Below are 25,985 nucleotides of genomic sequence, written 5' to 3'. Positions count from 1 at the left end.
CTCGCGCCCTATGAGCCGGGGCGAAGCTGTGTTTGGATCAGCCCATGGAAGGTTCGGCGACGGTTCACATGGCGGCGCCCGCGGACAAGATCTGGGATCTCATTGCGGACGTTCGCAACACGGGACGGTTCTCCCCGGAGGTGTTCGAGGCGGAGTGGCTGGGCGACGCGACCGGCCCCGCGCTCGGCGCCAAGTTTCGCGGCCACGTACGGCGAAACGAGATGGGACCCGTCTACTGGACGACGTGCAAGGTCACCGCGTGCGAACCCGGCCGCGAATTCGGGTTCGCGGTGATGCTCGGCGACCGGGCGGTGAACAACTGGCACTACCGGTTGGCGCCCAGCGGCGGCGGCACCGACGTGACCGAGTCGTTCCGGCTGAATCCCGCGCCGTGGCTCGGCGTCTATTGGTTGTTGGGCGGATTCCTGCGCAGGCGACGCAACGTCCGCGACATGACCAAGACCCTCAACCGGATCAAAGACGTGGTCGAAGCGGGCTGACGCGACGTGAAATCGGTCTTCATCACCGGCGCGGGCAGTGGCATGGGCCGCGAGGGAGCCAAGCTGTTCCACGCCAACGGTTGGCGCGTCGGCGCGGTCGACCGCAACGAGGACGGGCTGACGACGCTGCGCGCAGAGCTGGGTGACGACCGGCTGTGGACGCGCGCCGTCGACGTGACCGACAAGGCCGCGCTGGAGGGCGCGCTGGCCGACTTCTGCGCCGGCAACGCCGACGGCGGGCTCGACATGATGTGGAACAACGCCGGCATCGGCGAATCGGGCTGGTTCGAGGACGTGCCCTACGAAGCCGCGATGCGCGTCGTGGAGGTGAACTACAAGGCGGTGCTGACCGGCGCCTACGTCGCGCTGCCCTACCTGAAGAAGACCCCCGGCAGCCTGATGTTCTCGACGTCGTCCTCGGCGGGCACCTACGGGATGCCGCGCATCGCGGTGTATTCGTCGACCAAGCACGCGGTCAAGGGGTTGACCGAGGCGCTGAGCGTGGAATGGCAACGCCACGGTGTGCGCGTCGCGGACGTGTTGCCGGGTCTGATCGACACCGCCATCCTCACCACGACGACCAACCACTCGGACGACGGCGGGGCGGCGATGTCCGGCGAGGAGCTCCGCGCGAGCGCGCCGAAGAAGGGCATGATGCGGCTGATGCCCGCGAGCAGCGTCGCGGAGGCCGCCTGGCAGGCTTACCACAATCCGAGGCGGCTGCACTGGTACGTGCCCAAGAGCATTCGCGTGATCGATCTGCTCAAGGGTCTGAGCCCGGAGTTGGTGCGGGGCCGCATCGTCAAGGCCCTGCCCGCGCTGATGCCGAAGCGGCAATAAGGGAGGGTGCCCTGGTGCGAAACCGTTGGATCGTAGCCGTTTTCGTCCTGATCGCCGGGGCCGGCGTCGTGGGGTGTGGTCACGCGCAGACGGTGCCCCGGAAAGCCGCCCGGGTGACCATCGGCGGCGCCACCCAGACGACGCGTCCCGCCGCGTGCAGCCAGAACCAGTCGTATCGGACCCTCGACATCGGCGATCACGATGCGCACGTCGAGGCGGTGGTGATGCTCAGCGGCTACCGTGCCATCCCGCAGTGGGTGAAGATCCGCAACTTCGCCGGCTTCACCGGCAGCTTCTGGCAAGGCGGGGTCGGAGACGCGCGTGTCGAGCTGACCAACAACGCCTACACCATTACCGGCAGCGCATACGGCATCAGTAGCAGCAATCCCAACGAGACGGTGACCACCGACTTCAAGATCACCGCCGAGTGCTGAGCGCTCAGGCGAATTCGGCCTACGCTGGGTCCAGACCACCCGAGCTGATGGAGGCCCCGTGAAGGAGAGATTGCACTGGCTCGTGATGCACGGGTTTATTCGGGGCGTCGCGGCGATCGGCATGCGGCGGGGCGACCTGCAGGCCAGATTGATCGCCGACCCGACGGTGGCCAAGGATCCGGTTCCGTTCTACGAGCGACTGCGCGCCCAGGGACCGCTGGTGAAGGGCCGCGTCAACTACCTGACCACCGACCACGCCCTGGCCCACGAGCTGCTGCGGTCCGACGACTTCCGCGTGGTGAACATGGGCTCGAACCTGCCGGCCCCGCTGCGCTGGCTGGAGCGCCGCACCAACGACGATCTCATGCATCCGCTGCGCGCGCCGTCGCTGCTGGCCGTCGAGCCACCGGACCACACCCGCTACCGCAAGACGGTGTCGGCCGTGTTCACGCCCAGGGCGGTCGCCGCCTTGCGCGACGGCGTTCAGCAGACCGCGACCGACCTGCTGGATCAGCTGACCGGCCAGTCCGGCGTGGTCGATATCGTCGGGAGCTACTGCTCGCAGCTTCCGGTCGCGATCATCAGCGACATCTTGGGAGTCCCCGAGCGGGACCGGCCGCGCGTCCTGGAGTTCGGGGAGCTCGGCGCGCCGAGCCTCGACATCGGCCTGCCCTGGTGGCAATACCGCACGGTGCAGCAAGGGATCGTCGGATTCAACGCCTGGCTCTCTGGTCACCTGCGCGAATTGCGGCGCGCCCCGAGCGACAACCTGATGAGCCAGCTGATCCAAACCGCTGAAAGTGGCTCCGCCGAAACACATCTCAACCCGGACGAACTGCAGGCGATCGCCGGCCTGGTGCTGGCCGCGGGCTTCGAGACCACGGTGAACCTGCTGGGCAACGGGATCCGGATGCTGCTGGACACACCCGAGCATCTGGACACGTTGCGTCGCCGCCCCGAGTTGTGGCCGAACGCCGTCGAGGAGATTTTGCGGCTCGACTCGCCGGTGCAGCTCACCGCGCGGGTGGCGCTGCGGGACGTCGAAGTGGCCGGCATGCGGATCAAACGGGACGACTTGGTGGTGATATATCTGGCGGCCGCCAACCGCGATCCGTCGGTATTCCCGGATCCCAACCGCTTCGACATCGAAAGGCCAAACGCGGGAAGGCATCTCGCGTTCTCCGGGGGACGCCACTTCTGCCTGGGGGCCGCCCTCGCCCGCGCCGAGGGGGAAGTCGGGCTGCGGACGTTCTTCGACCGGTTCCCGCAGGTGCGGGCGGCCGGCACCGGAAGCCGGCGGGACACGCGGGTGCTGCGCGGCTGGTCGACGTTGCCGGTGGTGCTGGGGCCGGCGCGGGCGATGGCTCCCGTCGACGCCTAACGGCGACGCCGCCGCCGCCGGCCGGGCCAGCTTCTGTTGCCGGAACAGGCCGCGACGAGGGTGCTTGGGGCCGCCGTGACGGCGACGAGCGCCAGTCGTCGGATGGCGTCGCGCCGGGTCAGCACGCCGTCGACCGGATCGGCCCCCGTCTCCTCGGAGGTATCGCGATGCGATGTCACGTCGCCAAGTATGCGGCAAAGCCGCACTCGGCGACTGCATTTATGCGCGGTTGGTCGACGCTCAAGGGTCCTGGCCCGAGGCTCCGCTCCGCCAGCGGAGCGCACCCGACGCGACGATGATCACCGCGGGCAACGTGCCGGCCGCGAAAATCCCGAATTGCCAAGCCCATCCGATCGCCGTATCGCGGAATTCCTCGTCGTGATAGAGCTCCGCGCCCGCGGGTGTCCTGGCGACGCAGCCGTGCGTCTTGGCCCACCAGTCGTCGCGCACCAATTGGTAGTCGTGGGTGTTGACCCAGTCGTGGCAATCGTCGCTGGTCCCCCAGAACCCGCGAGCGAGCGCCTCGCCCCGCCGCAGGGTTTCGCGGCGCGTCAGCAGGCCATCGACGTGGTCGGTCGCGATCTCCTCGGCGAGATAGCGCCACAGCGTGGTCACGCTGGCGAGTACGCGCCGAAAGCCGATGGTTGACACGTGTGGGGTAACCCGGTTTATTTGCCGCTATGACACAGGTTTCTGAAGTCGCGGTCGAGGATGTCGTCGTCGGCATGTGGCAGGCGCTCTCGCGACGTGACTGGGATGCGGTCAAGACGTTCCTCCGCGACGACTGCCTCTACGTCGACATGCCCGTCCCCGCCCTGGCCGCGCGCGGCCCCGAAGACATCGTGAAACGGCTCAAGATTGGCCTCGAGCCGTTGGCGGCCTACGAGAACCACGACGGCGTGCTGGTGTCCAACGGCTCCGACGTCATCTACGAGCATTCGGAGACTTGGACTTTCGCGTCGGGCGAGCGGGGCGTGCTCAGGTTCGTAACCGTCCACAAGGTCGAGAACGGCAAGATCACCGTGTGGAAAGACTATTGGGACATGAACAGCCTCGTGGCCTTCGCGCCGCCCAACCACTTCGAGAATCTTGCGAATGCGGACACTAGCTGGGTATTTGATGCCACAGCGTTAGTCTGACACTACCCGCTTTGAGGGCGATGTTCGAGTGATGTTCGACTAGCACAACGCTATATGTCACACGATTGACGTGTCAGACCCTTTGCTAGATCTCGCCGCCGAGGTGCCGTCGTGGAATCGCGCCATGCGCGCGGCCGGTAAATCCGACACGACAATCACCACCTACACGATGGGAGTGTCCCGGTTTCTGCGCTGGTGTGCCGAGACCGGCACGCCCCCGGAGCTGACGGGATTCCGTGGGACCGTGGCGGCATCGCCCGCACGCTGGGGCATGGGTGGGGCCGCAATGGTGACCGCGGGCCTAAGCAATTCTCACAACTAGTTCTGAGAGTCACTGAAGCCAGATCACCGACGAGGCCACGCGGAGGCCAATTTGTGGCTTTCGTGAACGAGAATGCCCGGAGAACGACTCGATCCACGCCTGATCCTAGGGCTCGCCGGGGCGGCCGTGGTACCGCTCGACGGCGGAGGGGCCCGTTCAGGTGCCGGTGGCCGCCAACTCGGCCGGCCCGATGTACCCCGGCGACTCGCTCGTCCCGAACATGTCGTCGAAGACCCGGAACCGATCGAAGGTCAGAGCGTGCTGCCGCGCTCTCATCTCCATCGCGTGTCGCTCGGACTCCGGCAACGAGATCGCCCGGTCGATGGTTTCCGCGAGCGCCGCCCGGTCGCTGTGCGGCACGATGAACGCGGTATCGCCCACCGCTTCCCCGGTCCCACCGGTCAGGCAGGTGATGACGGGGCCACCGCCCGCGAGCATCTTCTCGGTCAGGGCGATCCCGAAGGTCTCGACGAACTCCGGTTCCGGCCGCGTCGGCAGGGCGTAGGCCGCGCAGCCGCGCATCAGCAGCGGCTTCTCGTCGTCGTCCACGTCACTCAGGAAGACGATGCGGTCGTCGCCCGCCGCCAGGTCCTTGTACTCCTGCAGTTGCGGTCCGGTGCCGGCGACGACGAGCTTGACCTTCTCCGCCGCAGCGGAATCGCGGTAGGCGTGGATCAGGTCGTCCACGCCCTTGGCCCGGGCGACCCGGGACAGGAACAGGACGTAGCCGTTGCGCTCGAGCCCTCGACTGGCCAGGGCCGCGTCGACCGCGTCCTCGTCGAGGTCGAGGAACGCCCCGGTGTTGATCGCCGGGTAGCTGATCTCGATCCGATCGCGGCATTCCTGCGCGAACCGGGTCCCGGCGCGTTCGTCGAGTTCGGTTGCCGCGGCGACGATCTCGTCCTTCGTGTATTCCGACACGGCGACGACCCGGTCGCTGCCGAAGTAGCGGGCCATCAACGCGATCGCGGCACCGACCCTCCCGTCGAGCAGGCAGTTACGAATCACATTCGTGACATCCGACCCGACCGCCTTCGCGATCGTGGTGACATCCGTGTCGAAACCTGCTGCGGCGGCGGCGGTCACCGCGTCCCCGACCACCATGGTGTGCGGCATCAGGTACATCGACAGGCAGGTCGTCGGAACACCGTCGGTGAGCAGTTCCACCAGGCGCCCGGTGAGGCCGGCCATGTAGCGACCGTCCGGGACGCGGTAGTCACCGACCGGTTCGGGCCGCTCGACGGTGATGCCGGGACTGTACTCCTGCAGGCGATCCAAGGGTTTCAGCGGGAGTCCCGCACCTTCCAATACGGGAATCGGCCACGTCAACAGTCGAACGTCGTCGAATCCGCGCTTCAGCGCGACCTCGGCGAGGTTACGGGCCTCGCCGCTGTGGCCGCAGATGACCGGGTCGGCTCGGACGACGATGACGAGACGACGAAGAGGACGGTTCATGGTGCACCCTGGGTCGTCGGGACAGGGCCTCGGGCCGACGGCGGTCTCTCCGACCGGCCCCACGAACTGGGTTCCGGACCCAGCTCGATGTGCAGCGTTCCTGCTGCGTGCAACTCCCCGGCAGAGATGTGGGTTCCCTGAAGCGGTGTGCCGTTGAACGTTGCGGCTTGCACGTACTGCACCGACGGAGTCGAGTCGATGCCGTCGGACCCGATCGGCTGCTCGACGAATCCGCTGGTAGTGATGGTCAACTCTTTGCCCCGGATCAGTAAGCGGGAACGCTCGAAAGCCGGAGTGTTCACCAAGAAGAGGCCTTGGCCGGCCACCGGGAAGAGCCCCAGCGACGCCCACACGTACCAGGCGGACAGGCCGCCGCTGTCGTCGTTACCGGGCAGGCCACCGGGGCCAGTGCCGAACTGCCACGTCAGCGCCGCGTGCACCACCTCGGCCGTCCGGTCGGGTCGGCCGGCATAGTGGTAGGCCCACGGGGCCTCCATGTCCGGTTCGTTGTTCAATCCCTCGAACCGGTTGAGCGCGTAGCCGATCTCCATCTCGGCGGGCTTCGGTTCGATGCCCGGCTGGGTCACCGGTTCGGCGCAGTAGCCGAAGAATGCGTCGAGCATGCCGACGAAGGCCTCGTCCCCGCCGGCGAGAGCGATCCGGCCGGCCATGTCGTGCATCAACCGGAACGAGTAGTTCCACTTACCGCCCTCGTAGTACTCCGAGTCCTTCAACAGGCCGTTCGAGGCGTCGAACGCGTTCACCCAACCCGCGCTGCGCTCCTCGGACTCCGCGGCGAGCCGGGTGTCCCCGACCGCGCGGGCGACCTTGGCGGTGCAGTAGTAGGCGTAAGCGAGGTCGAGGGTGTGGGTGATGGGGTGGACGATGCCCTTCTCGATGAAGTCCTCGCCGTACATCCGCCGCAGGTCGTCGACCATGTGGACCAGGGCCCAACTCCAGTCGATCTCCCGCAGGTTCAGTTCCTGCGCGTCGGCAAGGGCGGTGTGGGCCAACGCGCTCGCCTGCCGGAAGAACCGGTCCGCCCCGCGGGCCATCCGGTAGCCGACCGGGAAGTTGCCCTCTTCCTCGCAGACCCGGATCAACGACTCCAGGAGGTCCGCGGCCCGTTCCGGCACGATCGCCATGAGCAGTGGGATCTGGGTCTTGTAGATGTCCCACATGGTGCAGACGTCGAACGCGAACGGCCCGCTGTTGGGCCAGAACGGGGACTCGTCGTCACCGAAACAGGGCTTGATCAGGGAGTGGTAGAGCGCGGTCCCGAAGACCTGACGGCGCGCCTCGGAGCCACCTTCGACCTGGATCAGGTCGAGGTGTTCCTTCCACTTCTTCCGGGTCCGGGCGCGGACGACGTCGAAGGTGTGCTTGCCGCTATCGCACTCGGTGCGCAGGTTGTCGGTTGCCTGCTCGGTGCCGCGCAGGGAGAACCCGATCCGGACCTCGATCACGGTCCCCGCCTGGGCCGGCCCCATGAACAACAGCCCGAACGGCCGCAGGGTGGTCGGGCGGATGTAGTCGAAGTCGAGCCGGGTGCCCCCGTCGATCAGTCGCTTGTCATGCCAGAGCATCTGGCGCCAACCGGGGGCCTCGACCTCGACGGCGACCGAGAGCGGCACCCCCTCCATGACCACGGTGCCCTGCGCCTTGCCGCGGCCGAGGTTCTCGACCTGCGCGCGCAGCGGCACCGTCCGACCGTGCTCGATCACCAGGCCGCCGCACGACAGGTCGAGCACGACGCGGGCGTTGCGGTGCTCGGGGAACGCGTAGCGGTGAACCGCCACCTTGTCCCCCACGGTGATCTCGCACCGGATGCCGTTGTCGAGGGTCGCCGCGTAGTACCCCGGCGACGACGTCTCGGCGTGGAGCGCCCACGCCGTCCCGAGGTTGTCCAGCGGGTCCAGCATCGGCGTCACGCGGGCGTAGTTGTAGTACTTGCGGATCGCCCCGGTGCCGGACTGCTGGAAGTGCGTGAACCCCGACGCCTGGGTCTCCGCGAAGATCTCCGGCGGCAGTCCCTCGGTGATCTTGGGGTACCGGCCGTAACCGGTCGGGTAGGCGCCGGAGTACGCGCAGGCGGACACCATGCCGAAGGGGGAGACCGCTCCGGGGTGGGTGTTGCCCACCTGCGGCTTCGGCCACCACCAGGTCGCGGCGAGGTCCCGCGGCGACGGTAGCTGCGTCGCGGCGGTTCCGATGAAGGGATCAATGTGTTCGAGGATGGAGGCAGGCTACGCAGTCACACGGCGATCATGGGTTTCCGCCGTGTGAACTCCGCGGGTCGGGCGGACCACGTCGCGGCCCGCGGCTCAGGTTTCCTCGGCCAACCACCGGCCACAGACGCGGGTAGAAGATGCCCAGGGAAGCCTCGTGGCCTTCGCGCCGCCCAACCACTTCGAGAACTTGGCGACCGCCGACACCAGCTGGGTTTTCGACGCAACGGCGTTGGTTTGACGACGGTGTCGCCGAGAGTTACTTGAAGAAGTTGCTCAGGCCAAACAAGCCCGATATGAGATTGCCGGCGTTGAGTAAGCCCGAGACCTGACCGGATATGCCGGGATTGGAGGCGCTCGGGACCCCGGTGTTGAAGAAGCCCGAGACCAGGCCGTTCACCGTGCTGCCGTAGGCGTTGTTTCCAAATCCCGACATAAAGCCGTCGGCCGTGGTGCCACCGCTGGCGGTGTTTCCAAAGCCCGAAACGTCGAAGCCGGTATTGCCGAAGCCCGACGTGGTCAGCCCGCTGTCACCGCTCAGGCCCAGGCCCGTGTTCACGTTGCCGGAATTCCAGATGCCGGTGTTGACGTTGCCGGAATTCCCCCAGCCCGTGTTCGTGTTGCCCGAATTCCAGAAGCCCGTGTTGCCGCCGGTATCCAGCGTGCCGCCCGCATTCCCGAAGCCGGTGTCCAACTGCCCCGAGTTGAAGAACCCGGTGTCCAGCACGCCGGAATTGCCGTAGCCGAAGTTGGCCGTGCCGGAGTTCCCGAACCCGATGTTCCCCAGGCCGGAGTTCCCGATGCCGAAGTTGCCATGGCCGCCCGGCGTGTTGATGGCCGCGTTGAGGATGCCGATGTTGCCGTTGCCGGAGTTGAAGAAACCGATGTTGCCGGTGCCGGAGTTGCCGATGCCGATGTTGCCGCTGCCCGAGTTCAGGCCGCCCAAGTGGAATTGGCCGGTTGAGTAGTTGTAGTAGGTCTCACCGATGCCGATCTCGTTGTCGCCGGTGAGCCCGAAGCCGATGTTGGCGTTGCCGTTGTTGCCGGCGCCCGTGTTGCCGAAGCCGTTGTTCCCGCCGCCGACGTTCGAGTCGCCATGGTTTCCGATGCCCCAGTTGGCGTTGCCGGTGTTGCCAAAGCCGATGTTGCTCAAGGGGCTGCCAGGCGGCGTGGTGAAGTCAGAGTTGGTGTTCCCGAAGCCGACATTGAGGCTGCCGGTGTTTCCGCTCCCGAAATTGAGGTTGCCGGTGTTTCCGCTGCCGACGTTTCCGACGCTGGGGTGCAGGGCGTTTCCGTTGCCGGCGCCGATGTTCCGCTCGCCGGTGTTTCCCGTACCGAGGTTGGAGCTGCCGGTGTTTCCGTTACCCACGTTGTTGGTGCCCCGGTTGCCCAGACCCAAGTCGAAGGTCGGGGCCGCGGCCACCAGGCCTTGCCGGACTGCCTGCAACGGCGACGCGTTGGTCGCCTCGGCCATCGCGTAGGTGATCCCGGCCCCGTTCACGGCCTGCGCAAACTCGGCGTGGAACGCCGCCGCCCGAGCGCTCACTGCCTGAAAGCCCTGACCGTGGGCGGAGAACAGCGCCGCGATGGCGGCCGACACCTCATCCTGCGCCGCGGCCAGTACCCCGCTGATGGGGGCGGCGGCCGCCGCACTCGCTGCGGTGACCGCCGAGCCGATGTTGGACAAGTCCGTCGCCGCCGACGCCAAGAATTCCGGGGCCGCCACCAGATACGACATCGCTGTGCTCCTGCTCGATATCCAACCCCCGGCGGACGGTCACTTTATCGCCATCACGCACCGGCAATCGGCGTTTCAACCAAACGTTCACCCGCTCGCCAGGACCTGGAAGGCAGTTGCAGTTGGTGTTGAAGGTCGGATGCGCTCCGCTGCCGCGCACAATCGGGCGGAGGCCGTCGAAAACGGTTACCGCGCAGAATGATTCAGAGTTGCTCCATCAGGCGGGACATCAGCTCGTCCTCGAAAAATCGGGGCTCGTGCAGCGGGTAGGTCCGCGGCTCGGGCAGCCCGATGTGAATGTGCCCGATCGCCGCGATAACCGAGGCGCCGGGCCAGTGGTGGTGGGCCTCGGCGTCGGGCGACACGGAATCGGATGGGGAGTGAGATTTGGGCAGTAAATGCAGCATGGCGGATGCCTTCGGATCGTCGCTGGCCCCTACCAGTAGTCAAGGCTATTAAACACATGTTAGACAGGCATCATGGCGTCGGCAACGCCGACCGTCGAGCTGGAACCAACCCGACCTCGATCGGAAGGGGTGTGCGGATCCGATGATCACCCGGCGATGGAACGAGTCCGACGAGGCCAAGAGCAGCTACGTCAAGGAGCTGTTTTCGGCGCTCGCGACGCGCTACAACGTGATGACCGATCTGTGGACCCTCGGGCTGCATCGCTTGTGGAAGCGCCAGGCCATGGAGCTTTGCGCCCTGCGGCCGGGCGAACGGGTGCTGGACGTGGCGACCGGAACCGGCGACCTCGCGTTCCTGGAACAGGCGGCGGTCGGGCCGAACGGCCGGGTCGTCGGCGTTGACTCCTGTGCGGCGATGCTTGCGGTCGCCCGGGGGCGACAGCGCGGCGGCGTCGAGTTCGAGGAGGGCGACGCCATGGACCTGCGCTTCCCGGATGCGTCGTTCGACGTCGTGACGATCAGCTTCGGGCTGCGCAACGTCGCGGACCGCGGCCGGGCGCTGCGCGAATTCCGGCGCGTCCTGCGGCCGGGCGGCCGGTTGATGGTCCTCGATTTCAGCAAGCCGAACTCGAAGACGCTGACGCTCCTGCACGACGCGCTGTACTTCGTCCTGATGCCGGCGGTGGGCTGGGCCGTGGCCTGGCATCGCGACGCCCACCACTACACCTCCGATTCGATCCGCACCTGGCTGTCGCCGGACGGGCTGACCAAGACGATGCTGGAATCGGGCTTCGTCGACGCCGGCTACGTCTCGTTGAGCAACGGGTTCGCGACCGTTCATTTCGGTTCGCGCGACGCCGCCTGACTGCACTTGGACGGAGCTAATAGCCTCGGCAGCAACGGATTTGGTAGTGCGACCGCCGGGGCGTCGCTCCTTGGCAGCGGAAAGCTGCGGCGGTCCATACCGCTCTAACGCTGCTCCGACCACGGCACCGAAAAGCACTTACCCCAAGGTCGATTGACCGCCACTGGAGCGCAGCTGCGGCTCTTCAGCTGCCTGTTCCCTGGCATAGCCCAGCATCCGCTCGCTCAGGTGGATCAGCGGGTCCTCGTGCCCGCTCGGCATCGTGTAGGCCAACCGGCGCAACTCGATGGCGAACTCACCCAGGCGCTGGCTCAGGGACGCGACAGTCATGAGACGGCTACAACTGGTGTGGTGCGGGACAACATCGCCCCCAAACCTCCCCATTGCTCCTGATCTTGCCTGCGACGCGGCCCGATTCGTCAATGAAAGCGTAGATGCTGCTGCGGCTTATTCACAATAGCAATTGTGAAAATCCCGTTCTCCGGCGAGTCTAGGACTCGGCCAGGCTCTTGAGGCACTTGAGGGTTGCGGACAGGTTGCGGCCCACCTGACGCACCGCGATGCGGTCGGCGATGTAGCCGATCAATCCGCCGGGCGCCTGATACGACAGCCGGAACGTCACCTTGGTCTTGCCGTCGGTGCCGTCGCGCAGCCGGATGCGCCCACGCAGGTTGACCCCGGTGATGCCCACCCACGCCACGTCGCGGCGGTCGTCGAACTCGACCACCTCGATCAGCCCGCCGACCGGCACCGAGCCGATCTTCCAGTGCACGGTGTAGCGGGCCCCGAGGCCGCGGTCGATGTCGTTGGACGACTCCCACCGCTCGAGGCTGGTCATGAAGGACGGGTAGCAGTCCGGGTCGCTGACGATCTTCCAGACCGCGTCGCGGTCGGAGTTGATGACACAGCGGCGTTCGACGCGCATCAGCCGATCACCGGGAATCGACGCTCGGCGGCCAGGCGGTCGACGCCGCCCTGCAGGCTGGCCATCACCTTGTCGTGCACGGCTTGGTCTTCGAATTCCGAGCCGTCGACGTCGATCGGGTGCTGCACCTCGATGACGATCTTCGTCGGCAGCGGGATGTGGCCCGCGAGGTCGCTGATGTTGAGGCCCCAGGGCAGCGCCAGCGATATCGGGATGCTCTTGAGCCGCAGCAACTTGTCCGCCATCAGCAGCTTGGCCAGCCACTGTCCGCGGTTGAGGAACAGCGCGCTCTCCTGGCCGCCCACGCTGGCGACGGGGACGATCGGCACGCCCGTTTCGCGCGCCAGCCGCACGTAGCCCATGCGGCCGCCGAAGTCGACCTTGTGGCGTTCCCACGACGGGCGGAAGACCTCGTAGTCGCCGCCGGGATAGACCAGCAGCGCCGCGCCGGATTCCAGTGCCAGGCGGGCGTTTTCGGGGTTGGCGGCGACGGTGCCGAACTTGCGCAGCCAGCCCAGCGGCGGCGCCGACACGACGAGGTTGTGGGCCAGCTGATAGAAGGGCCGCTCGACGCCGAAGTAGGAGCAGAACGCGAGCGTGAACACGAACGTGTCCGGGGGCACGTTGCCGCCGCTGTGGTTACCGACCAACAGCACCGGCCCGTCGACCGGAATCCGGTCCAGGCCGCGCACGTCCGCCCGGAAGTACAGCGACGCCAGCAGCCAGGTGCCCGGAAGCTGGTCGCGGATGTAGTCGGGGTCGCGCTGGTCCAGGTCGGCTTTCGGGACCCGCGACACCACCTGGTTGCGGGCCCATTCCAAGACGCCCCCCACGGTCGCCATCACGGCGGGGTACCCCGGTGCTACAGGGCGTCAAACGCGGTAGATGCGGGCGGCGTTGTCACGGGCGATGAGGTCGACCACCCGGATCGCGTCGTCCCGGCTCCACTCTTCGTCGGCGACGAATCCGCTCAACACGCGATGAATACCCTTGCGCCACAACGTCGCACCGAGAAAGTGCAACTCCGCGGGGCCGTACCCGTCCGATGAGTACAGGATCCTGCGGAAGGGCGCCATTTCCAGCAGCCGCGCGATGAACCACGGGGCGCGCGCCCCCAGATAATTGACGCTCAGCCCCCCGTCGACGTAGACGTTGTCGAACGCCTGCGCCAGGTAGCCGGCCTCGCGCTCGTAGGGATAGCAGTGCAACAGCACGATCGGCGTGCCCCCAGACTGGCGCAGGAAATCGAGTAGCAGCAGCGGGTTGGCCCGGTGCAGATCGCAGTCCCGGTCGCCGAAGCCGACGTGGAATTGCAGGGGCTTGCCCAGCCGCAGCGCCTGGTGCAGCCCGAACCGCAGCAGCACCCGATCCCGTAGCCGGGTGCCGCCGTCGTCGCGCCACCGGCCCGCGGCCTCGGCGATCTGGGGCGCCGACGGTTCGCTCAGGTCACCGTCGAACCCGCCGCGGTAGGCCAGGATCGACTTGGTGCCGACCGCGGTGGCCGCGCGCCGGTGCAGGATCTGCTCGAAGGCCGACGCGTAGTCACCCGGCGCCTGCGCGGCCTGCTCCGCCACCTGCTCGAGCCGGATGACCTCGTGGGTGCGGTTGCCCGACCACTCGCGAAGCTCGGCGACGCCGGCGACCCCGTCGATACCGGTGTCCACCAGCCAGTCGCTGACCCGGGCGGCCGGCAGGAACAGGCGCGCCAGCTCCGCCTCGGTGTGCTGGCTGCGGCGTTCCCAGTAGGCTTGCGGTTCAACGTGTTTGGGCAGCCCGAGGAGGGGTGCGCAATGGGCGCGCACGGCGAAGCCGAGCTGGGAGTCGAAGCCCGAATCGGTGAGCGGCTCGGTGTTGGCCTCGTTGAGGGCGTTCTCGAACCGCGCCCTATCCCCCGCCGCCAACCAGGACCCGTGCACGTGCTGGTCGATCAGCGCCACCTGATCGATGTGTTCGGCCAGGGCGTTCACAGGCTCCAGGCCATCCGGAACTTGTCCGCCAGCTGCTCCGGATCGAGGTCGCCGTAGCGCTCATGCTCCAGGCGGCGGACCGCGACGACCATGTCGACCGCGGCGTCGCCCAGGATGCCCCGCAGCAAGGCCGAACCATCAAGCGCAGCAAGGGCTTCCGACTGGGCTTCGGGCAGGAGCACGATGCCGGCCTCGGCGCGTTCCGACTCGGACAGCTTGGCCGGGTCCACGGTGATCTCCGGCGGCAGCGGCGCCTGGTGCTTGATCCCGTCGAGCGCCAGGCCGAGGATCGCCGCGGTCGCCAGGTAGGGGTTGGCCGACGGATCGACGATCTTGACTTCGACATTGGCGCCGCGCGGGCTCGCGGGGCCGCCCTTGACGAACCGCACCGCCGCCTCCCGGTTCTCGGTCCCCCAGCACGCGTAGGCGCCGGCCCAGTTCCCGGGCCGCATCCGTAGACCCGACACTATGGATCCGCAGAGAATGCCCTGGGCTTCGGGCAGGCCACCGATCACTCCGGCGACGGCGCTCTCCCCCGCCGCGGTCATGCCCGCTCGTCCGGGCCCGTCGGAAAACAGCGGCCCGTCGGCGCTCGCCAGCGAAAAGTGTTGGTGCGCGCCGGATCCGACGCTACCGGCGAACGGCGCCGGCGACATGCTGACGCGCAGCCCTTGACGGCGGGCGGCGCGGCCGATGATGAGCCGGGTCACCGCCAGCTGGTCGGCGGCGGCGACCGGAGCCAGCGGCGCCAGCGAGATCTCGAACTGGTTGGCCCCGTACTCGGGGTGGAACTGCTCGATCGCCACACCGGCCGTCGTGGCCGCGGCGTTGACGTCGCGAATGAAGGCCTCGTGTTCGAGCACGCCGGCGAGGCCGTACTGCGCCCACAGCGTTGCCGGCAGCCGGCCGCCGTCGGCGGCGACGAGGAGGAACTCGATCTCGTGCCCGATGACCGCCTCGAGGCCCGCTTCCTCGAGTGCCGCCTCGATCCGGCCCAGCGTTCCCCGGGCGCACGCCGGAACGGGCGTGCCGTCCTGCTCGAAAAACGAGGCGGGCGCCCAGGCCAGCCCGTCGCCGACGATCCGCATCGCCGACAGGTCGATGCGCAGCCGCTGGTCGCCGACCACCCCGACGTCGTCGCTGAAGGCGATGCCGCTCTGGTCGATGGCGAATCCGTGCCAGGACGGGCTGGCGCCCAGGCCGGGATCGGCGAAGGTGTTGGTGCGCCGGATGGGCACGGTCTTGGCGTGTGTGAGACCGGCGGGGTTCACCACGGAGCCGATGACGGTGTCGACGCCTTCGCCCTCCAGCTGGGCGATCGCGGCGGCGGCAAGGGGCGGGGCTGTCATGGCAGCCATTGTGGCAAGTCGGTCAGTTCTGGCGGGGGACCAACTCGGCCGCGAACCGGTCGAGGAAACCGTCCAGCGGCGCTTTGCCCGCGGGCCGGATGACGAACTTCGTCAGCCCCGCCTCGAGGTAGGCGTCGAGTTGGCGGTGCAACTGATCCCAATCGGCGGCGATCAGCTCGCCAGGGTCGAGTCCGGGGCGACGAAGCCGGGCCGCCGCCACCAGCTGCGGGGACAGCTCGCCGTCGGCGACGGCCAGCGAGATGCCGTAGTGGTCGGGCTCGATTCGCCGTCCGGCCCGCTGTGCGGCCCGTTCGATCGCCTCGCGCCCCGCGCGCGCCTCGGCCGGGGTGAGGAAGCTGCCGAGCCAGCCGTCGGCCAGCGCGCCGATGCGCCGAAACGCCGCCGGTGCCGAGCCGCCCAACCAGATGTCCAGCGGCGGCATCGGCCGCGGCGCGACCGCCGCCCCGCTCACCGTGAAATACCGGCCTTTAAACGGCTTGAAGCTGGCCGAATCGTCGACAAGCGCCGCGCGCAGCACCCGCAGCGCCTCGTCGAACACCGCCGCGCGTTCCCCGTCGGGGACCACGAACACCTCACGCTCGGCCGGGATCGCCGAACGCAGACCGAAGACGGGCAGGACCCGCTTGGGGGCGACGGCCGCCAGCGACGCCAGCTGCTTAGCCACCAGCACCGGGTGGCGTCCGGGCAGCACGGCCACCGACGTGCCCACCTTCAACCGGGTCGTCCGGGCCAGCGCGTAGGCCATGCCGACCACCGGATCGACCGCCGGGGAGTAGACCAGCTCGGAGAACCACAGCGAGTCAACCCCGCTGCTCTCCAGGTGGTCGACGATGCCGGCGAGCCGGTCCGGCGCGGTGTCCGCGCCCAGCCCGACGCCGAAGCGAATCTTCACAGGTATCGCAACGCCGGCGGTGTGCCCGTTGTGCCCGCGAGGCTCAAATGGCTGCGACGTTTTCCGGCGCGCCGCCGCAGCCGTTGCAGTGTCGCGACGCCTACGCCCGGCTGGGCAACGTGAGCTTGCAGGCCTGGCCGATGTCGAGGGTGCGCAGCATCCGCCCCATCCCGACCCACAGGGCGCAGGACATGGCGAGGTCGGCGAGCAGCTCCTCGGAGAAGTGCTCGTTGGCGCGGGCCCAGAAGTCCTCGTCGTCGCGCAGCTTGGTGTGTTCCGTGCCGAAGCGGTGCGCGAACTCGGCCGCCAGGCGCTCCTGTTCGCTGTACCCCGGCCAGGTGCGCCACTCGAGTGCGTGCTCGTAGAGTTCCTCGTCCACGCCCGCCGCGGGTCCGTCGGCGTCGCGGGTGTTCATGCACACCGTGCATTCGTTGTCGTGGGCGATGACCGTGCGCGCCAGTTCTCGGGTGCGCATGGGCAGCCGGTTCTTGGTGTAGACCGCCTGGCTGAAGTTGGCGATCGCGCCGCCGAGGTCGGGAGACTTCGCGGCCCAGCCATAGATGTCGTCGTCAGCGAACGTTCCGATTCGGCTCATGGCGTGATGGTACGCCCGGCCCCCGCACCTATCGCCTTGATGGCCACCGTCGGCGTCTCGTCGTCCCAATCACGTTGGGCCAGCACGCGATGCGCGACGCGTTCGAGCGCGGCCTGCACCTGCCTGCGGTCGGGGCGCCCCTCGAAGCCGGGCGAGCGTTCCAGCTTGTCGACGAGCCAGGCCACGAGCAGCGCCTGGACATAGTCGACCTGCTGGGCCCCGGCGGGTGTCAGCCACAATTCGTCGCCGTCGCCCCGCGCGTAACCGGCGGCGACGAGGCGGGAGAAGGTGGGCTCCAGCACCTCGAACGGGATGTGCAGGTATTCGCCCATGTCGGTGAGCCGCGCCGTGCCGTACATCTGGCGGTAGCGGTTGATGCGCAGGACGCCCCACAGCCCGGCCACGTCGAGGCGGCAGTCGGGTCGCATCGCGATGCTGCGTAGCCGGATGCCGGGCTCGCCGCGCAACATGCGCGCGATGGCGACCTCCAGCATCTCGTCGGGCGACTGGCTGCTGGGCATGGCGAACGCCTCACCGATGTCGCCGCGGTTGTTGCCGATGCCCCGCAGCGGCACCTCGCGCAGAAACAGCGCCAACACGAACCCGACCAGCGCGACCGGAACCGCCCACAGGAATACCTGGGTGAGCGAGTCGGCGTAGGCCCGCACGATCGGCGCGGCCATGTCGCGAGGCAGCCGGTGCAGCGTCTCGGGTGACGCGGCCGCCGCGGCCGGCGCGCGGCCGGCGGCCAGGGCCGGACCGATCCGGCTGTGCAGGAAATTGGTGAACAGCGAACCGAATATCGCTGCGCCGAAAGAGCTTCCGATGGTGCGGAAGAACGTCACGCCCGAGGTGGCGACGCCGAGGTCGTCGAAGCTCGAGGTGTTCTGCACGATGAGGATCAGCGTCTGCATACACATCCCGATCCCGGCGCCGAGGATGACCAGGAAGAGCGACTGCACCAACGCCGACGTCGACGGGTCCATCCGCGACATCAGGAAAAACGCCACCGCCATCACCGCGGTGCCGGCGACGGGAAAGACTTTGTATCGGCCCGTGCGGCCGACGAGCACACCGCTGCCCATCGACGTGGTCAGCATCCCCACCACCATCGGCAGCGTGCGCAGGCCCGACGTGGTGGCCGAGACGCCGTCGACGAACTGCATGTAGGTGGGCAGGAACGTCAGGGCGCCCAGCATCGCGAACCCCACCACGAAGGACAGCACGCAGCACACCGTGAAAACCGGGCTGCCGAACAACCGGGTCGGCAGAATCGGTGCGGCCGTGCGGCTTTCGACCCAGACGAAGATCCCGAGGGCCACCGCGGAACCGATGAACAGCCCGACGATCGTCGCCGAGCCCCACGGATACGTGGTGCCGCCCCAGCTGGTGGCCAGCGTCAGGCCCGAGGCACCCAGCCCGACGAACAGGATCCCGACGTAGTCGATGACCGGTTTGCTGCGGTCGGACAGCGCCGGGATGGCGGCGGCCGCCACGAAGAAGACCACGACGGAAATCGGCACGTTGATCCAAAACGCCCAGCGCCAGGTGAAGTGGTCCGTGAAGTACCCGCCGAGCAGCGGCCCGATCACCGTGGTGACGCCGAATACCGCGCCCATCGCGCCCTGGTAGCGGCCGCGGTCCCGTAGCGGAATCACCTCGCCGATCAGCGCCATGGCGGTCACCATCAGCCCGCCGCCGCCGATGCCCTGCAGCGCGCGCGCCGCCACCAGCATGCCCATCGACGTCGAAAGCCCGCACAGCACTGACCCGCCGACGAAAAACACCACCGCCGCTTGGAACACCCGCTTGCGGCCGAACAGGTCACCGAACTTGCCGACGAGGGCGGTCATGATGGTCGACGCCAGCAGGTAGCTGGTGACCACCCACGATTGATGGCCCGCCCCGCCGAGGTTGGCGACGATGGTCGGCAGCGCGGTGGCAACGATCGTCTGGTCCAGTGCCGCCATGAGCATGCCGAGCAGGACCGCCACGAAGATGAAATTCCGTCGCTGCGGGTTGACCGCGGCTTCGCCGTGCGGGGACTCGTCGGCCTGGCGGGTCGGAACCGCAGCCGGTGTCGTGCTCGTCATGCCTGCCCTTCCGTCGGCGCCCGATGCATACGGGTGCCCAGCGTCAGGCGGCGGCAATCAACTCGTCAGCTCGGCGGCCGAGACACGCACTGCGCCGAGTACAGCTCCTCCCCGAGCTTTTCCATCAACTCCAGCTGCGTCTCGAGGTAGTCGACGTGCTTTTCCTCGTCGGCCACGATCTTTTCCAGGATGTTCGCGCTGGTGCTGTCCTGCTTCTCGCGGCACATGATGATCCCCGGCTTGAGCCGATCCAGCACCTCGTATTCGATGGCCAGGTCGGCCTCGAACTGCTCGCGCAGCGTCTGGCCGACGCGCAACGAGAAGAGGCGCTGGTAGTTCGGCAACCCGTCCAGCAGCAGGATGCGGTCGGTGATCTCCTCGGCGTGCCGCATCTCGTCGAACGACTCTTCCCGCGTCTTCTCGGCCAGCTCGGTGAAGCCCCAGTTGTCCTGCATCTTGGAGTGCAGGAAGTACTGGTTGATCGCGGTGAGCTCGCTGGTCAGCTGCTCGTTGAGCAGACGCAGAACGTCCGGATCACCTTGCATCGTCACTCCTATCTGAGGGCTGTCACGTCTCGCGCCGGCGGCGGGCTGGGCTGAAACACCGGGCGCTACCAGCACTTTGCCATGCCCGATGGGAATCTTCCAGGAAGGTATGGCTGTGCTCAGTGTGTCGCGCGAGTCACTTTTTTGGGGTTAGGCGTCGCTAACCTACTTAGGGTAGACTTCGCTAACATGCGGCTGGTTCGCTCGGCTTACGCCCGCACCCGAGGGGTGCGCTGATGTACGTATGCCTGTGCGTCGGGGCCACCAATCAAACCGTGTCGGACGTCGTGGCGCAGGGAGCGTCGACGTCCAAGGAGGTCGCCGAGGCGTGCGGGGCCGGCGGCGACTGCGGGCGCTGCAGGCGCACCCTGCGCGCGATCATCGCCGCCTCGCGCCAATTCGAGCCCGCCAAATAGCTAGCGCTTGTTGAAGTCCGCCAGGGCCGCGGCGTTGGCCTGTGCGCCCATCAATTCGGCGAAGTGAGCGCCCTCGCGTGCGCTGGCCGCGGCGATCTCGGGACGCACCGGTTCCATCATCGTGTGCTTGACGGCCATCAGGCTCGAAATCGGCCGGGCCGCAAGGACTTCCGCGTGGCGGCGTGCCTCGGGTAGCAGGTCCTCCGGGTCGCAGACCCGCCAGACCAGACCCATCCGCAGCGCCTCGTCGGCGTCGACCCATTCCGAGGACATCAACAGCCAGGCGGCGTTTTGCCGGCCCACCAGCTGCGGCAGCAGGTACGACGAGGCCGCCTCGGGGGCCACGCCCAGGCTGGTGAAGGGGCACTTCAGCCGCGCCGTCGACGACATGAACGCCAGGTCGGCGTACCCGAGGATGGTCGCGCCGATCCCCACGCCGACGCCGTTGACCGCGCAGATCAGCGGCTTCGGGAACGCGGCGAGCGCGTCGATCAGGCCGGGGAAGCCGTGCTTTCCGGGCGCGAAGCCCGGGTCGGTGATCCGCGCCTGCATCTCGGCGAGGTCGGTGCCTGCGCTGAACCCGCGGCCCGCGCCGGTCAGCAGGACGACGGCGACCTCGGGATCGTCGGCGGCGGCGAGGAGCGCGTCCGCCGTGGCGTCATACAACGCTTCGTTGAACGCGTTGAGCGCCTCGGGCCGGTTGAGCGTGAGGGTGCGTACCCGGTTCTTGTCGTCGATCTGCAGCGTCACCGCTGCAGCCTAACGGTCAGCCGTTGCTGTAGACGCGGGTCGGCGCGATCAACACCACCGCGCGACGCTCCTTGGCCATGACGCGGTCGTATTCGTCCCAGTCGTCGTGGGTGCCGCCGGCAGAGGTGAACACCTCGCGCAGCAGCAGCCGCAACTGGTCGGCGTCTTTCAGCCAACCGGGCGCGTCATCCGGGCCGGCCAGCTCCGCACGGCCCTCGACCGTCGCCCACTGCCAGCCGTTCTTGAACGTGACGGCCAGTTGCGGGCGTGCTCGCAGGTTGGCGAGCTTGACCTTGCCGTAGGTGGTGAAGGCCAAGCTGGGCTCACCGGTGGCCGGGTTCGGCAGGAGCCCGACGTTGACCAGCGAGGCCTGCACGGTTTCGTCGGCGCGAATCGTCGAGACCACGGCTAGACCGCTTTCTTCCTTGGCCAGCGCCACTGCCTCGTCGAGCGTTGTCATGAGCGATCCTCAATCCCGGAATGGTGTCCTGAACACGTAGCGGCTGGTCGGCACCGTGTCGATGTTCTCGTTGGCGCCGAATGCAGTTGTGCTGGCGACCATCCGGCCGAGCCGGTATTGCAGGTCGTCGTCGTCGGCGGCACCGAAGAACGCCTTCAGATCGGTGATCGCCTCCTCGGGGAACAACTCCTCGACGATGCCCGCGATTCCCGGCGCGTCCTGGGTGAGAGCTCGCACCACCCAGTTCTGGGTATAGCCGAACGTCGACTGCGTCTCGATGGCCACCGAGGTGTGGTCGCCCTGCCACCGGGCCAGCCAGGTCGCCTGGTCCAGATCCGCGGGCCGGCGCAGCAACGCGATGTTGGCCAGACCCGTTGTCCGACAACCGGGTTCGCTCGGCGGCGCGGCAAGCGGGACCGACTCCGTCACCAGGTACGCGGCCAGCTGCTCGCATTCCTGGCCGAGGAACTTCAGCGCCGCCTGCATCTGGTCGCCATAGCACTGCTGGGTCCACATGCTCACCACCGCGGCCGCCGGCGGGTCCATCGTCGTCAGCGTCATGAGCGAATGACGCACCGCGCTGTCACGGACGTTCACCTGCAGCCCGAACAGGCCCAGTTCCAACAGCGCGTCGGCGACCTGACCCCGTTGGCGGGCGCACCAGTCGTCGTCCGGCTCCGGGCGCATCAGTACCGCGATTACCTTTTCCATGCGCCGAACTTACCGCCGGCAATCGGTCATTTGACCGGGCGTACCTCGTGTTCCTGGCCAATCAATTTGCCGATCGTCGCCGCCAGTCGCCGGTAGGACTCGTCGCGGCCGCTCGAGGAGCGAAACACCAGCCCGATCCGCCGCCCCGGGCGCGGCGCGGCGAACTGCGCGAGCCCGAGCCGGCTGCGGGCGGCCTCGACCGGCACCGCGCTCTGCGGAATGAGCGTCACCCCCAGCCCGCCGGTCACGCACTGCACCGCGGTGGCCAGCGACGCGGCGCGGGTATTGGCCAGCTCCGCCCGCACGCCCGCCTTCTGGCAGACGTCCAGCGCCTGGTCGCGCAGGCAGTGCCCCTCGTCCAGCAGCAGCAGCGGCAGCTCGGCCAGCGCGGTCGCGGGCACGCGGCGCTTGCCCGCCAGCGGATGCCCCGGCGGCAACGCGAGCACGAAGTCCTCGTCATAGATCGGGATCGCCGTCATTCCCGCACCCGGCACGTCGGAGGCGGGCAACGCGATCAGCGCCGCGTCCAGCGCCCCCTCACGCAGCAGCCTGAGCAGCCGCTCGGTTTGATCCTCGATCACCCGCAACGTGAGCGACGGCAGTTGCTCGGCCAGCCCGGCCAGCACCGTCGGCAGCACGTAGGGCGCCACGGTGGGGATCAGTCCCAACCGCACGCCGGCCTGCAGCGGATCGGATGCGCCCACGGCCGCGGCACTGAACGCGTCGACGGCCTCGACCACGGCCTGGGCCCGCGGCAGGAGCTGCGTGCCCTCCGTCGTCAAGAAGACACGCCGGGTCGATCTTTCGATCAGCTGCGTGCCCAGCCCCGCCTCCAGCGCCGCCAACGCCTGGGACAGCGTCGACTGGCTCACGCCGAGAGTTGTTGCGGCGCTGCTGAAATGCTGCTTCTCGGCGACCGCGACGAACGCGCGGAGACCGGCGACGGTGGGCTGATAGGTCTTATCGGTCATACCAATAAGTATAGTGTGATATATCACCTTTACTTCAAATGCGTGGGGCGGCATCATGGTTACAGACGGCTAATCTTGAATAATTCCAGTTAAGGAGCGATATGTCCCTGCTGACAATCGGCGACCAATTCCCCGCCTACCAGCTCACCGCGCTGATCGGCGGTGACCTGTCGAAGGTCGACGCCAAGCAACCCGGCGACTACTTCACCACCATCACCAACGAGGACCACGACGGCAAGTGGCGCGTGATCTTCTTCTGGCCCAAGGACTTCACCTTCGTGTGCCCGACGGAGATTGCGGCGTTCGGCAAGCTCAACGACGAGTTCTCCGACCGCGACGCCCAGGTTCTCGGTGTCTCGATCGACAGCGAGTTCGTGCACTTCCAGTGGCGCGCGCAGCACGAAGACCTCAAGAAGCTGCCCTTCCCGATGCTTTCGGACATCAAGCGGGAGCTTTCGCTGGCCACGGGCGTGCTCAACGCCGACGGCGTCGCCGACCGGGTCACCTTCATCGTCGATCCGAACAACGAAATCCAATTCGTCTCGGCGACCGCGGGATCCGTGGGGCGTAACGTCGACGAGGTGCTGCGAGTCCTGGACGCGTTGCAATCCGACGAGCTGTGCGCCTGCAACTGGCGCAAGGGCGACCCGACCATCGACGCCGGCGAGCTGCTCAAGGCATCGGCATAAGGGGGCGAGATGAGCGTCGAGAACCTCAAGGCCGCGCTGCCCGAATACGCCAAGGACCTCAAGCTCAACCTGGGCTCGATCACGCGCAGCACGGTGCTGAACGAGGAGCAGCTCTGGGGCACCCTGCTGGCCAGCGCCGCGGCCACGCGAAACACCCAGGTGCTGGCCGAGATTGGCGCCGAGGCCGGCGACTACTTGTCGGCCGAGGCGTACCAGGCGGCACTGGGAGCCGCGTCCGTCATGGGCATGAACAACGTGTTCTACCGGGGCCGCGGCTTCCTGGACGGCCAGTATGACGATCTGCGGGCCGGGTTGCGGATGAACATCATCGGCAATCCGGGTGTGGACAAGGCGAATTTCGAGCTCTGGTCCTTCGCGGTGTCGTCGATCAACGGGTGTTCGCATTGCGTCGTCGCCCACGAGCACACGCTGCGCGAGGCGGGCGTGGACCGCGAGGCCATCCTCGAGGCGCTGAAGGCCGCGGCGATCGTCGCCGGTGTGGCGCAAGCGATCGTCGCCGCCCAGACACTGGCCGCCGTCGGCTGATCGCGCCGTTGTGACGAAACCCGCCTGGATCGAGCACGCGATTTGGTGGCAGGTCTATCCGCTGGGATTCGTCGGGGCGTTTCCGGAATCGTCCGAGCCGGAGCCGTCCGAGCCGTCGCAGCCGAGCCAACATCGGCTGCGACGGCTCGTCGACTGGTTCGACCATGCCATCGCGCTGGGGGCGTCGGGAATCGCGCTGGGCCCGATATTCGCCTCCCGCACACACGGTTACGACACCACCGATCACTACCGGATCGATCCGCGGCTCGGGGATGACGCCGACTTCGACTACCTTGTCGCCCAGGCCCACCGTCGCGGCCTGCGCATCCTGCTCGACGGCGTGTTCAATCACGTCGGCCTGGACTTTACGCGCTATCGCGACGAGGTGCCGGGGTGGTTCAGCGGCGGTACCTTTGAGGGCCACTCGGAACTCATCACGCTCAACCATGACAACCCCGAGGTCGTCGACTACGTCGCCGACGTGATGGCCCACTGGCTGCGCCGCGGCGCGGACGGCTGGCGCCTCGACGCGGCCTACATTGTGCCGCAACAATTCTGGGCGTCGACGCTGCCACGGGTGCGCGAACAGCATCCGGATGCCTGGTTCGTCGGCGAGCTCATCCATGGCGACTACGCCGCGGTGGTCGAGGCGGCGAAGTTCGACTCGGCGACCCAGTACGAGCTCTGGAAGGCCATCTGGAGCAGCCTCAACGACGGCAACTTCTTCGAGCTGGACTGGGCGCTGCAGCGGCACAACGAGTTTCTGGCCACCTTCGCCCCGCTGACGTTCATCGGCAATCACGACGTCACCCGCATCGCCAGCCGGCTCGACCGACCCGGGCACGTGGCCCACGCGCTGGCGATCCTGCTGACGGTGGGTGGGGTGCCCAGCGTGTACGCCGGCGACGAGCTGGGGTTCCGCGGCATCAAGGAGGAGCGGTACGGCGGCGACGACGCGGTGCGCCCCGAGTTCGGCACTCCCCCAGTGGAATTGGATGCGTTCGGCGCCGAGATGTGGAGACTGCACCAGTTCCTCGTCGGGTTGCGCCGCCGTCACCCGTGGTTGCACGCGGCCTCGACGACCGCGTTGCGGCTGGAAAATCGGCACTACGTCTACGAGACGCGCGGCGGTGACAACGCGCTGCTGGTCGCGCTCAACATCGGCGACGAGCCGATGCGCGTGCCGCTCTCGGAGCTCGGCACGGCCCACCTGCAGGTGCTCGCCGGCTCCTCGGCGCCGCCACAGGAAGTCGTCGACGCGGTGGTCGTCGAGCCGCACGGCTGGCGGATTCTGGGCCCGGCCTAGGGGCCTGTCAGCCGCGCCAAGGTCAGAGGGTCCTCCTGGCCGTAGAAGTAGTTGTCGAGTAGGGCGACGAAGTCGTGGTTGTCGTCGGTCGCGTGGGCGAACAGCGTCATCGACGAGCGCAGCTTGAGGTCGTCGGGCGAACCGAAGATGTCGATGATCGAGCGGTCCCGCACCTCGTTGACCAGCCGAGTGCACTCGCGTAGTCGCGACCCGAGGAGCTCATGCTGCAGATAGGCGCGGGCTTCCTCGAGCGACGTGATGCCGTAGCGGGCCGCCATCGGACTGCTGCCCAGCCCGCGCAGTTGTGGGAAGACGAACCACATCCAGTGACCACGTTTTCGTCCATTGCGCAGCTCTTCGACGGCGGCGCGGTAGATCCCGGACTGTGCCGACACGAAACGTCTCAGATCGAAAGGGTCGCTTGCCGATGCCACATGACT

30 protein-coding genes and 2 pseudogenes are annotated in these 25,985 nt (G+C 67.7%); 12 read left to right on the top strand and 20 right to left on the bottom strand.

The window, feature by feature from the left end:
- The first annotated feature begins 26 nt into the window (after positions 1-26).
- The 4 genes from AC5Y2S_RS21165 to AC5Y2S_RS21150 are packed head-to-tail and all read left to right on the top strand — an operon-like array spanning position 27 to position 3,155.
- Positions 27-500 (top strand): SRPBCC family protein, encoded by a 474-nt coding sequence (locus AC5Y2S_RS21165; protein ID WP_499906373.1) that lies wholly within the window; start codon positions 27-29, stop codon positions 498-500.
- Positions 501-506: 6 nt separating this feature from the next.
- Positions 507-1,340: an SDR family oxidoreductase gene (locus AC5Y2S_RS21160; RefSeq protein WP_499958158.1), complete on the top strand. Its 834-nt coding sequence runs from the start codon at positions 507-509 to the stop codon at positions 1,338-1,340.
- 14 nt (positions 1,341-1,354) lie between these two features.
- A complete protein-coding gene (locus AC5Y2S_RS21155; RefSeq protein WP_499958157.1) occupies positions 1,355-1,774 on the top strand; it encodes a lipoprotein LpqH in 420 nt (139 codons plus the stop codon).
- A gap of 58 nt (positions 1,775-1,832) precedes the next feature.
- Complete coding sequence (locus tag AC5Y2S_RS21150) at positions 1,833-3,155, top strand: cytochrome P450 (protein ID WP_499958155.1); 1,323 nt, start codon at positions 1,833-1,835, stop codon at positions 3,153-3,155.
- Here AC5Y2S_RS21150 and AC5Y2S_RS21145 read toward each other — a convergent pair.
- Together AC5Y2S_RS21145 and AC5Y2S_RS21140 are read right to left on the bottom strand one after the other, a co-directional pair.
- Positions 3,152-3,334 (bottom strand): hypothetical protein, encoded by a 183-nt coding sequence (locus AC5Y2S_RS21145; protein WP_499958153.1) that lies wholly within the window; start codon positions 3,332-3,334, stop codon positions 3,152-3,154. The two genes, AC5Y2S_RS21150 and AC5Y2S_RS21145, sit on opposite strands and share 4 nt — an antisense overlap.
- Before the next feature lie 328 nt (positions 3,335-3,662).
- Positions 3,663-3,770, bottom strand: a pseudogene (locus AC5Y2S_RS21140) (dienelactone hydrolase family protein); the annotation flags it as partial.
- A gap of 65 nt (positions 3,771-3,835) precedes the next feature.
- Here AC5Y2S_RS21140 and AC5Y2S_RS21135 point away from each other — a divergent pair.
- The gene (locus AC5Y2S_RS21135) at positions 3,836-4,294 is read left to right on the top strand and encodes a nuclear transport factor 2 family protein (RefSeq protein WP_499958152.1); all 459 of its coding nucleotides are present in this window, start codon (positions 3,836-3,838) and stop codon (positions 4,292-4,294) included.
- A gap of 70 nt (positions 4,295-4,364) precedes the next feature.
- Positions 4,365-4,616 carry a hypothetical protein gene (locus AC5Y2S_RS21130; protein WP_499958150.1) on the top strand — a complete coding sequence of 84 codons (252 nt, stop codon included), beginning with the start codon at positions 4,365-4,367 and terminating at the stop codon, positions 4,614-4,616.
- Positions 4,617-4,772: 156 nt separating this feature from the next.
- On the opposite strand, the gene AC5Y2S_RS21125 is transcribed toward AC5Y2S_RS21130, so the two are convergent.
- The gene (locus AC5Y2S_RS21125) at positions 4,773-6,071 is read right to left on the bottom strand and encodes a glycosyltransferase (protein ID WP_499958149.1); all 1,299 of its coding nucleotides are present in this window, start codon (positions 6,069-6,071) and stop codon (positions 4,773-4,775) included.
- On the bottom strand, positions 6,068-8,296 hold the full coding sequence (locus AC5Y2S_RS21120) for a glycoside hydrolase domain-containing protein (protein WP_499906372.1): 2,229 nt from the start codon (positions 8,294-8,296) through the stop codon (positions 6,068-6,070). Before AC5Y2S_RS21120 ends, AC5Y2S_RS21125 begins: the two co-directional genes overlap by 4 nt.
- Positions 8,297-8,450: 154 nt before the next feature.
- Here AC5Y2S_RS21120 and AC5Y2S_RS21115 point away from each other — a divergent pair.
- Positions 8,451-8,540: pseudogene (locus AC5Y2S_RS21115) on the top strand (nuclear transport factor 2 family protein); the annotation flags it as partial.
- Between the two features lie 18 nt (positions 8,541-8,558).
- Here AC5Y2S_RS21115 and AC5Y2S_RS21110 read toward each other — a convergent pair.
- Both AC5Y2S_RS21110 and AC5Y2S_RS21105 read right to left on the bottom strand, forming a co-directional pair.
- Complete coding sequence (locus tag AC5Y2S_RS21110; RefSeq protein WP_499958147.1) at positions 8,559-10,037, bottom strand: PE domain-containing protein; 1,479 nt, start codon at positions 10,035-10,037, stop codon at positions 8,559-8,561.
- 203 nt (positions 10,038-10,240) lie between these two features.
- Positions 10,241-10,444 (bottom strand): hypothetical protein, encoded by a 204-nt coding sequence (locus AC5Y2S_RS21105; RefSeq protein WP_499958146.1) that lies wholly within the window; start codon positions 10,442-10,444, stop codon positions 10,241-10,243.
- Between the two features lie 142 nt (positions 10,445-10,586).
- Between AC5Y2S_RS21105 and AC5Y2S_RS21100 the strand changes: the two genes are divergently transcribed.
- On the top strand, positions 10,587-11,309 hold the full coding sequence (locus AC5Y2S_RS21100; protein WP_499958144.1) for a ubiquinone/menaquinone biosynthesis methyltransferase: 723 nt from the start codon (positions 10,587-10,589) through the stop codon (positions 11,307-11,309).
- Between the two features lie 138 nt (positions 11,310-11,447).
- Here AC5Y2S_RS21100 and AC5Y2S_RS21095 read toward each other — a convergent pair whose 3' ends face one another.
- From AC5Y2S_RS21095 to bfr, 9 genes are all read right to left on the bottom strand, one after another.
- Positions 11,448-11,639: a hypothetical protein gene (locus AC5Y2S_RS21095; RefSeq protein WP_499958142.1), complete on the bottom strand. Its 192-nt coding sequence runs from the start codon at positions 11,637-11,639 to the stop codon at positions 11,448-11,450.
- 160 nt (positions 11,640-11,799) lie between these two features.
- The gene (locus tag AC5Y2S_RS21090) at positions 11,800-12,234 is read right to left on the bottom strand and encodes an SRPBCC family protein (RefSeq protein ID WP_499958140.1); all 435 of its coding nucleotides are present in this window, start codon (positions 12,232-12,234) and stop codon (positions 11,800-11,802) included.
- Positions 12,234-13,076: a lysophospholipid acyltransferase family protein gene (locus AC5Y2S_RS21085; RefSeq protein ID WP_499958138.1), complete on the bottom strand. Its 843-nt coding sequence runs from the start codon at positions 13,074-13,076 to the stop codon at positions 12,234-12,236. The genes AC5Y2S_RS21090 and AC5Y2S_RS21085 overlap by 1 nt, the downstream gene beginning before the upstream one ends.
- A 30-nt stretch (positions 13,077-13,106) precedes the next feature.
- Positions 13,107-14,201 (bottom strand): amidohydrolase family protein, encoded by a 1,095-nt coding sequence (locus tag AC5Y2S_RS21080; protein WP_499958136.1) that lies wholly within the window; start codon positions 14,199-14,201, stop codon positions 13,107-13,109.
- Positions 14,198-15,550: a type I glutamate--ammonia ligase gene (locus AC5Y2S_RS21075; RefSeq protein ID WP_499958134.1), complete on the bottom strand. Its 1,353-nt coding sequence runs from the start codon at positions 15,548-15,550 to the stop codon at positions 14,198-14,200. Before AC5Y2S_RS21075 ends, AC5Y2S_RS21080 begins: the two co-directional genes overlap by 4 nt.
- Positions 15,551-15,572: 22 nt before the next feature.
- A complete protein-coding gene (locus tag AC5Y2S_RS21070; protein ID WP_499958132.1) occupies positions 15,573-16,463 on the bottom strand; it encodes a TIGR03854 family LLM class F420-dependent oxidoreductase in 891 nt (296 codons plus the stop codon).
- 100 nt (positions 16,464-16,563) lie between these two features.
- Positions 16,564-17,058: a carboxymuconolactone decarboxylase family protein gene (locus AC5Y2S_RS21065; RefSeq protein ID WP_066932920.1), complete on the bottom strand. Its 495-nt coding sequence runs from the start codon at positions 17,056-17,058 to the stop codon at positions 16,564-16,566.
- Entirely contained in the window at positions 17,055-19,151 is a 2,097-nt protein-coding gene (locus AC5Y2S_RS21060) for an MDR family MFS transporter (RefSeq protein WP_499958130.1), read from the bottom strand. The genes AC5Y2S_RS21065 and AC5Y2S_RS21060 overlap by 4 nt, the downstream gene beginning before the upstream one ends.
- A 65-nt stretch (positions 19,152-19,216) precedes the next feature.
- On the bottom strand, positions 19,217-19,696 hold the full coding sequence (gene bfr / locus AC5Y2S_RS21055) for a bacterioferritin (RefSeq protein WP_499958128.1): 480 nt from the start codon (positions 19,694-19,696) through the stop codon (positions 19,217-19,219).
- A 236-nt stretch (positions 19,697-19,932) separates the two neighbouring features.
- Between bfr and AC5Y2S_RS21050 the strand changes: the two genes are divergently transcribed.
- Positions 19,933-20,112 carry a (2Fe-2S)-binding protein gene (locus AC5Y2S_RS21050; protein WP_499958126.1) on the top strand — a complete coding sequence of 60 codons (180 nt, stop codon included), beginning with the start codon at positions 19,933-19,935 and terminating at the stop codon, positions 20,110-20,112.
- On the opposite strand, the gene AC5Y2S_RS21045 is transcribed toward AC5Y2S_RS21050, so the two are convergent.
- From AC5Y2S_RS21045 to AC5Y2S_RS21030, 4 genes are read right to left on the bottom strand one after another with little or no spacing between them, the layout of a single operon-like run.
- Positions 20,113-20,862, bottom strand: a complete 750-nt coding sequence (locus tag AC5Y2S_RS21045; protein WP_499958124.1) for an enoyl-CoA hydratase/isomerase family protein — start codon at positions 20,860-20,862, stop codon at positions 20,113-20,115.
- Positions 20,863-20,878: 16 nt separating this feature from the next.
- A complete protein-coding gene (locus AC5Y2S_RS21040) occupies positions 20,879-21,322 on the bottom strand; it encodes a PPOX class F420-dependent oxidoreductase (protein WP_499958122.1) in 444 nt (147 codons plus the stop codon).
- 9 nt (positions 21,323-21,331) lie between these two features.
- Positions 21,332-22,033, bottom strand: a complete 702-nt coding sequence (locus AC5Y2S_RS21035; RefSeq protein ID WP_499958120.1) for an EthD domain-containing protein — start codon at positions 22,031-22,033, stop codon at positions 21,332-21,334.
- A 26-nt stretch (positions 22,034-22,059) separates the two neighbouring features.
- On the bottom strand, positions 22,060-23,004 hold the full coding sequence (locus AC5Y2S_RS21030; RefSeq protein WP_499958118.1) for a hydrogen peroxide-inducible genes activator: 945 nt from the start codon (positions 23,002-23,004) through the stop codon (positions 22,060-22,062).
- Positions 23,005-23,105: 101 nt separating this feature from the next.
- Here AC5Y2S_RS21030 and AC5Y2S_RS21025 point away from each other — a divergent pair, with 101 nt between their 5' ends.
- The 3 genes from AC5Y2S_RS21025 to AC5Y2S_RS21015 are packed head-to-tail and all read left to right on the top strand — an operon-like array spanning position 23,106 to position 25,545.
- A complete protein-coding gene (locus AC5Y2S_RS21025; protein ID WP_499905861.1) occupies positions 23,106-23,693 on the top strand; it encodes a peroxiredoxin in 588 nt (195 codons plus the stop codon).
- Positions 23,694-23,702: 9 nt separating this feature from the next.
- Positions 23,703-24,239, top strand: coding sequence for an alkyl hydroperoxide reductase (locus tag AC5Y2S_RS21020; RefSeq protein WP_499958117.1), 537 nt, complete (start codon positions 23,703-23,705; stop codon positions 24,237-24,239).
- Positions 24,240-24,249: 10 nt separating this feature from the next.
- The gene (locus AC5Y2S_RS21015; protein ID WP_499958115.1) at positions 24,250-25,545 is read left to right on the top strand and encodes an alpha-amylase family protein; all 1,296 of its coding nucleotides are present in this window, start codon (positions 24,250-24,252) and stop codon (positions 25,543-25,545) included.
- Here AC5Y2S_RS21015 and AC5Y2S_RS21010 read toward each other — a convergent pair.
- Entirely contained in the window at positions 25,542-25,979 is a 438-nt protein-coding gene (locus AC5Y2S_RS21010) for a DUF1810 domain-containing protein (RefSeq protein ID WP_499958113.1), read from the bottom strand. The two genes, AC5Y2S_RS21015 and AC5Y2S_RS21010, sit on opposite strands and share 4 nt — an antisense overlap.
- Positions 25,980-25,985 lie beyond the last annotated feature (6 nt).

The sequence above is a fragment of the Mycobacterium sp. NGS69 genome (assembly GCF_059812165.1).
This window is presented reverse-complemented; position numbering and strand designations above follow the sequence as displayed.

Bases quoted from the DNA above. Each gene is read 5' to 3' on its own strand.
- AC5Y2S_RS21135 (WP_499958152.1), top strand. From the start codon at position 3,836: ATGACACAGGTTTCTGAAGTCGCGGTCGAGGATGTCGTCGTCGGCATG.
- AC5Y2S_RS21125 (WP_499958149.1), bottom strand. From the start codon at position 6,071: ATGAACCGTCCTCTTCGTCGTCTCGTCATCGTCGTCCGAGCCGACCCG.
- AC5Y2S_RS21110 (WP_499958147.1), bottom strand. From the start codon at position 10,037: ATGTCGTATCTGGTGGCGGCCCCGGAATTCTTGGCGTCGGCGGCGACG.
- AC5Y2S_RS21105 (WP_499958146.1), bottom strand. From the start codon at position 10,444: ATGCTGCATTTACTGCCCAAATCTCACTCCCCATCCGATTCCGTGTCG.
- AC5Y2S_RS21100 (WP_499958144.1), top strand. From the start codon at position 10,587: ATGATCACCCGGCGATGGAACGAGTCCGACGAGGCCAAGAGCAGCTAC.
- AC5Y2S_RS21095 (WP_499958142.1), bottom strand. From the start codon at position 11,639: ATGACTGTCGCGTCCCTGAGCCAGCGCCTGGGTGAGTTCGCCATCGAG.
- AC5Y2S_RS21090 (WP_499958140.1), bottom strand. From the start codon at position 12,234: ATGCGCGTCGAACGCCGCTGTGTCATCAACTCCGACCGCGACGCGGTC.
- AC5Y2S_RS21085 (WP_499958138.1), bottom strand. From the start codon at position 13,076: ATGGCGACCGTGGGGGGCGTCTTGGAATGGGCCCGCAACCAGGTGGTG.
- AC5Y2S_RS21075 (WP_499958134.1), bottom strand. From the start codon at position 15,550: ATGACAGCCCCGCCCCTTGCCGCCGCCGCGATCGCCCAGCTGGAGGGC.
- AC5Y2S_RS21065 (WP_066932920.1), bottom strand. From the start codon at position 17,058: ATGAGCCGAATCGGAACGTTCGCTGACGACGACATCTATGGCTGGGCC.
- AC5Y2S_RS21060 (WP_499958130.1), bottom strand. From the start codon at position 19,151: ATGACGAGCACGACACCGGCTGCGGTTCCGACCCGCCAGGCCGACGAG.
- bfr (WP_499958128.1), bottom strand. From the start codon at position 19,696: ATGCAAGGTGATCCGGACGTTCTGCGTCTGCTCAACGAGCAGCTGACC.
- AC5Y2S_RS21050 (WP_499958126.1), top strand. From the start codon at position 19,933: ATGTACGTATGCCTGTGCGTCGGGGCCACCAATCAAACCGTGTCGGAC.
- AC5Y2S_RS21040 (WP_499958122.1), bottom strand. From the start codon at position 21,322: ATGACAACGCTCGACGAGGCAGTGGCGCTGGCCAAGGAAGAAAGCGGT.
- AC5Y2S_RS21035 (WP_499958120.1), bottom strand. From the start codon at position 22,033: ATGGAAAAGGTAATCGCGGTACTGATGCGCCCGGAGCCGGACGACGAC.
- AC5Y2S_RS21030 (WP_499958118.1), bottom strand. From the start codon at position 23,004: ATGACCGATAAGACCTATCAGCCCACCGTCGCCGGTCTCCGCGCGTTC.
- AC5Y2S_RS21025 (WP_499905861.1), top strand. From the start codon at position 23,106: ATGTCCCTGCTGACAATCGGCGACCAATTCCCCGCCTACCAGCTCACC.
- AC5Y2S_RS21020 (WP_499958117.1), top strand. From the start codon at position 23,703: ATGAGCGTCGAGAACCTCAAGGCCGCGCTGCCCGAATACGCCAAGGAC.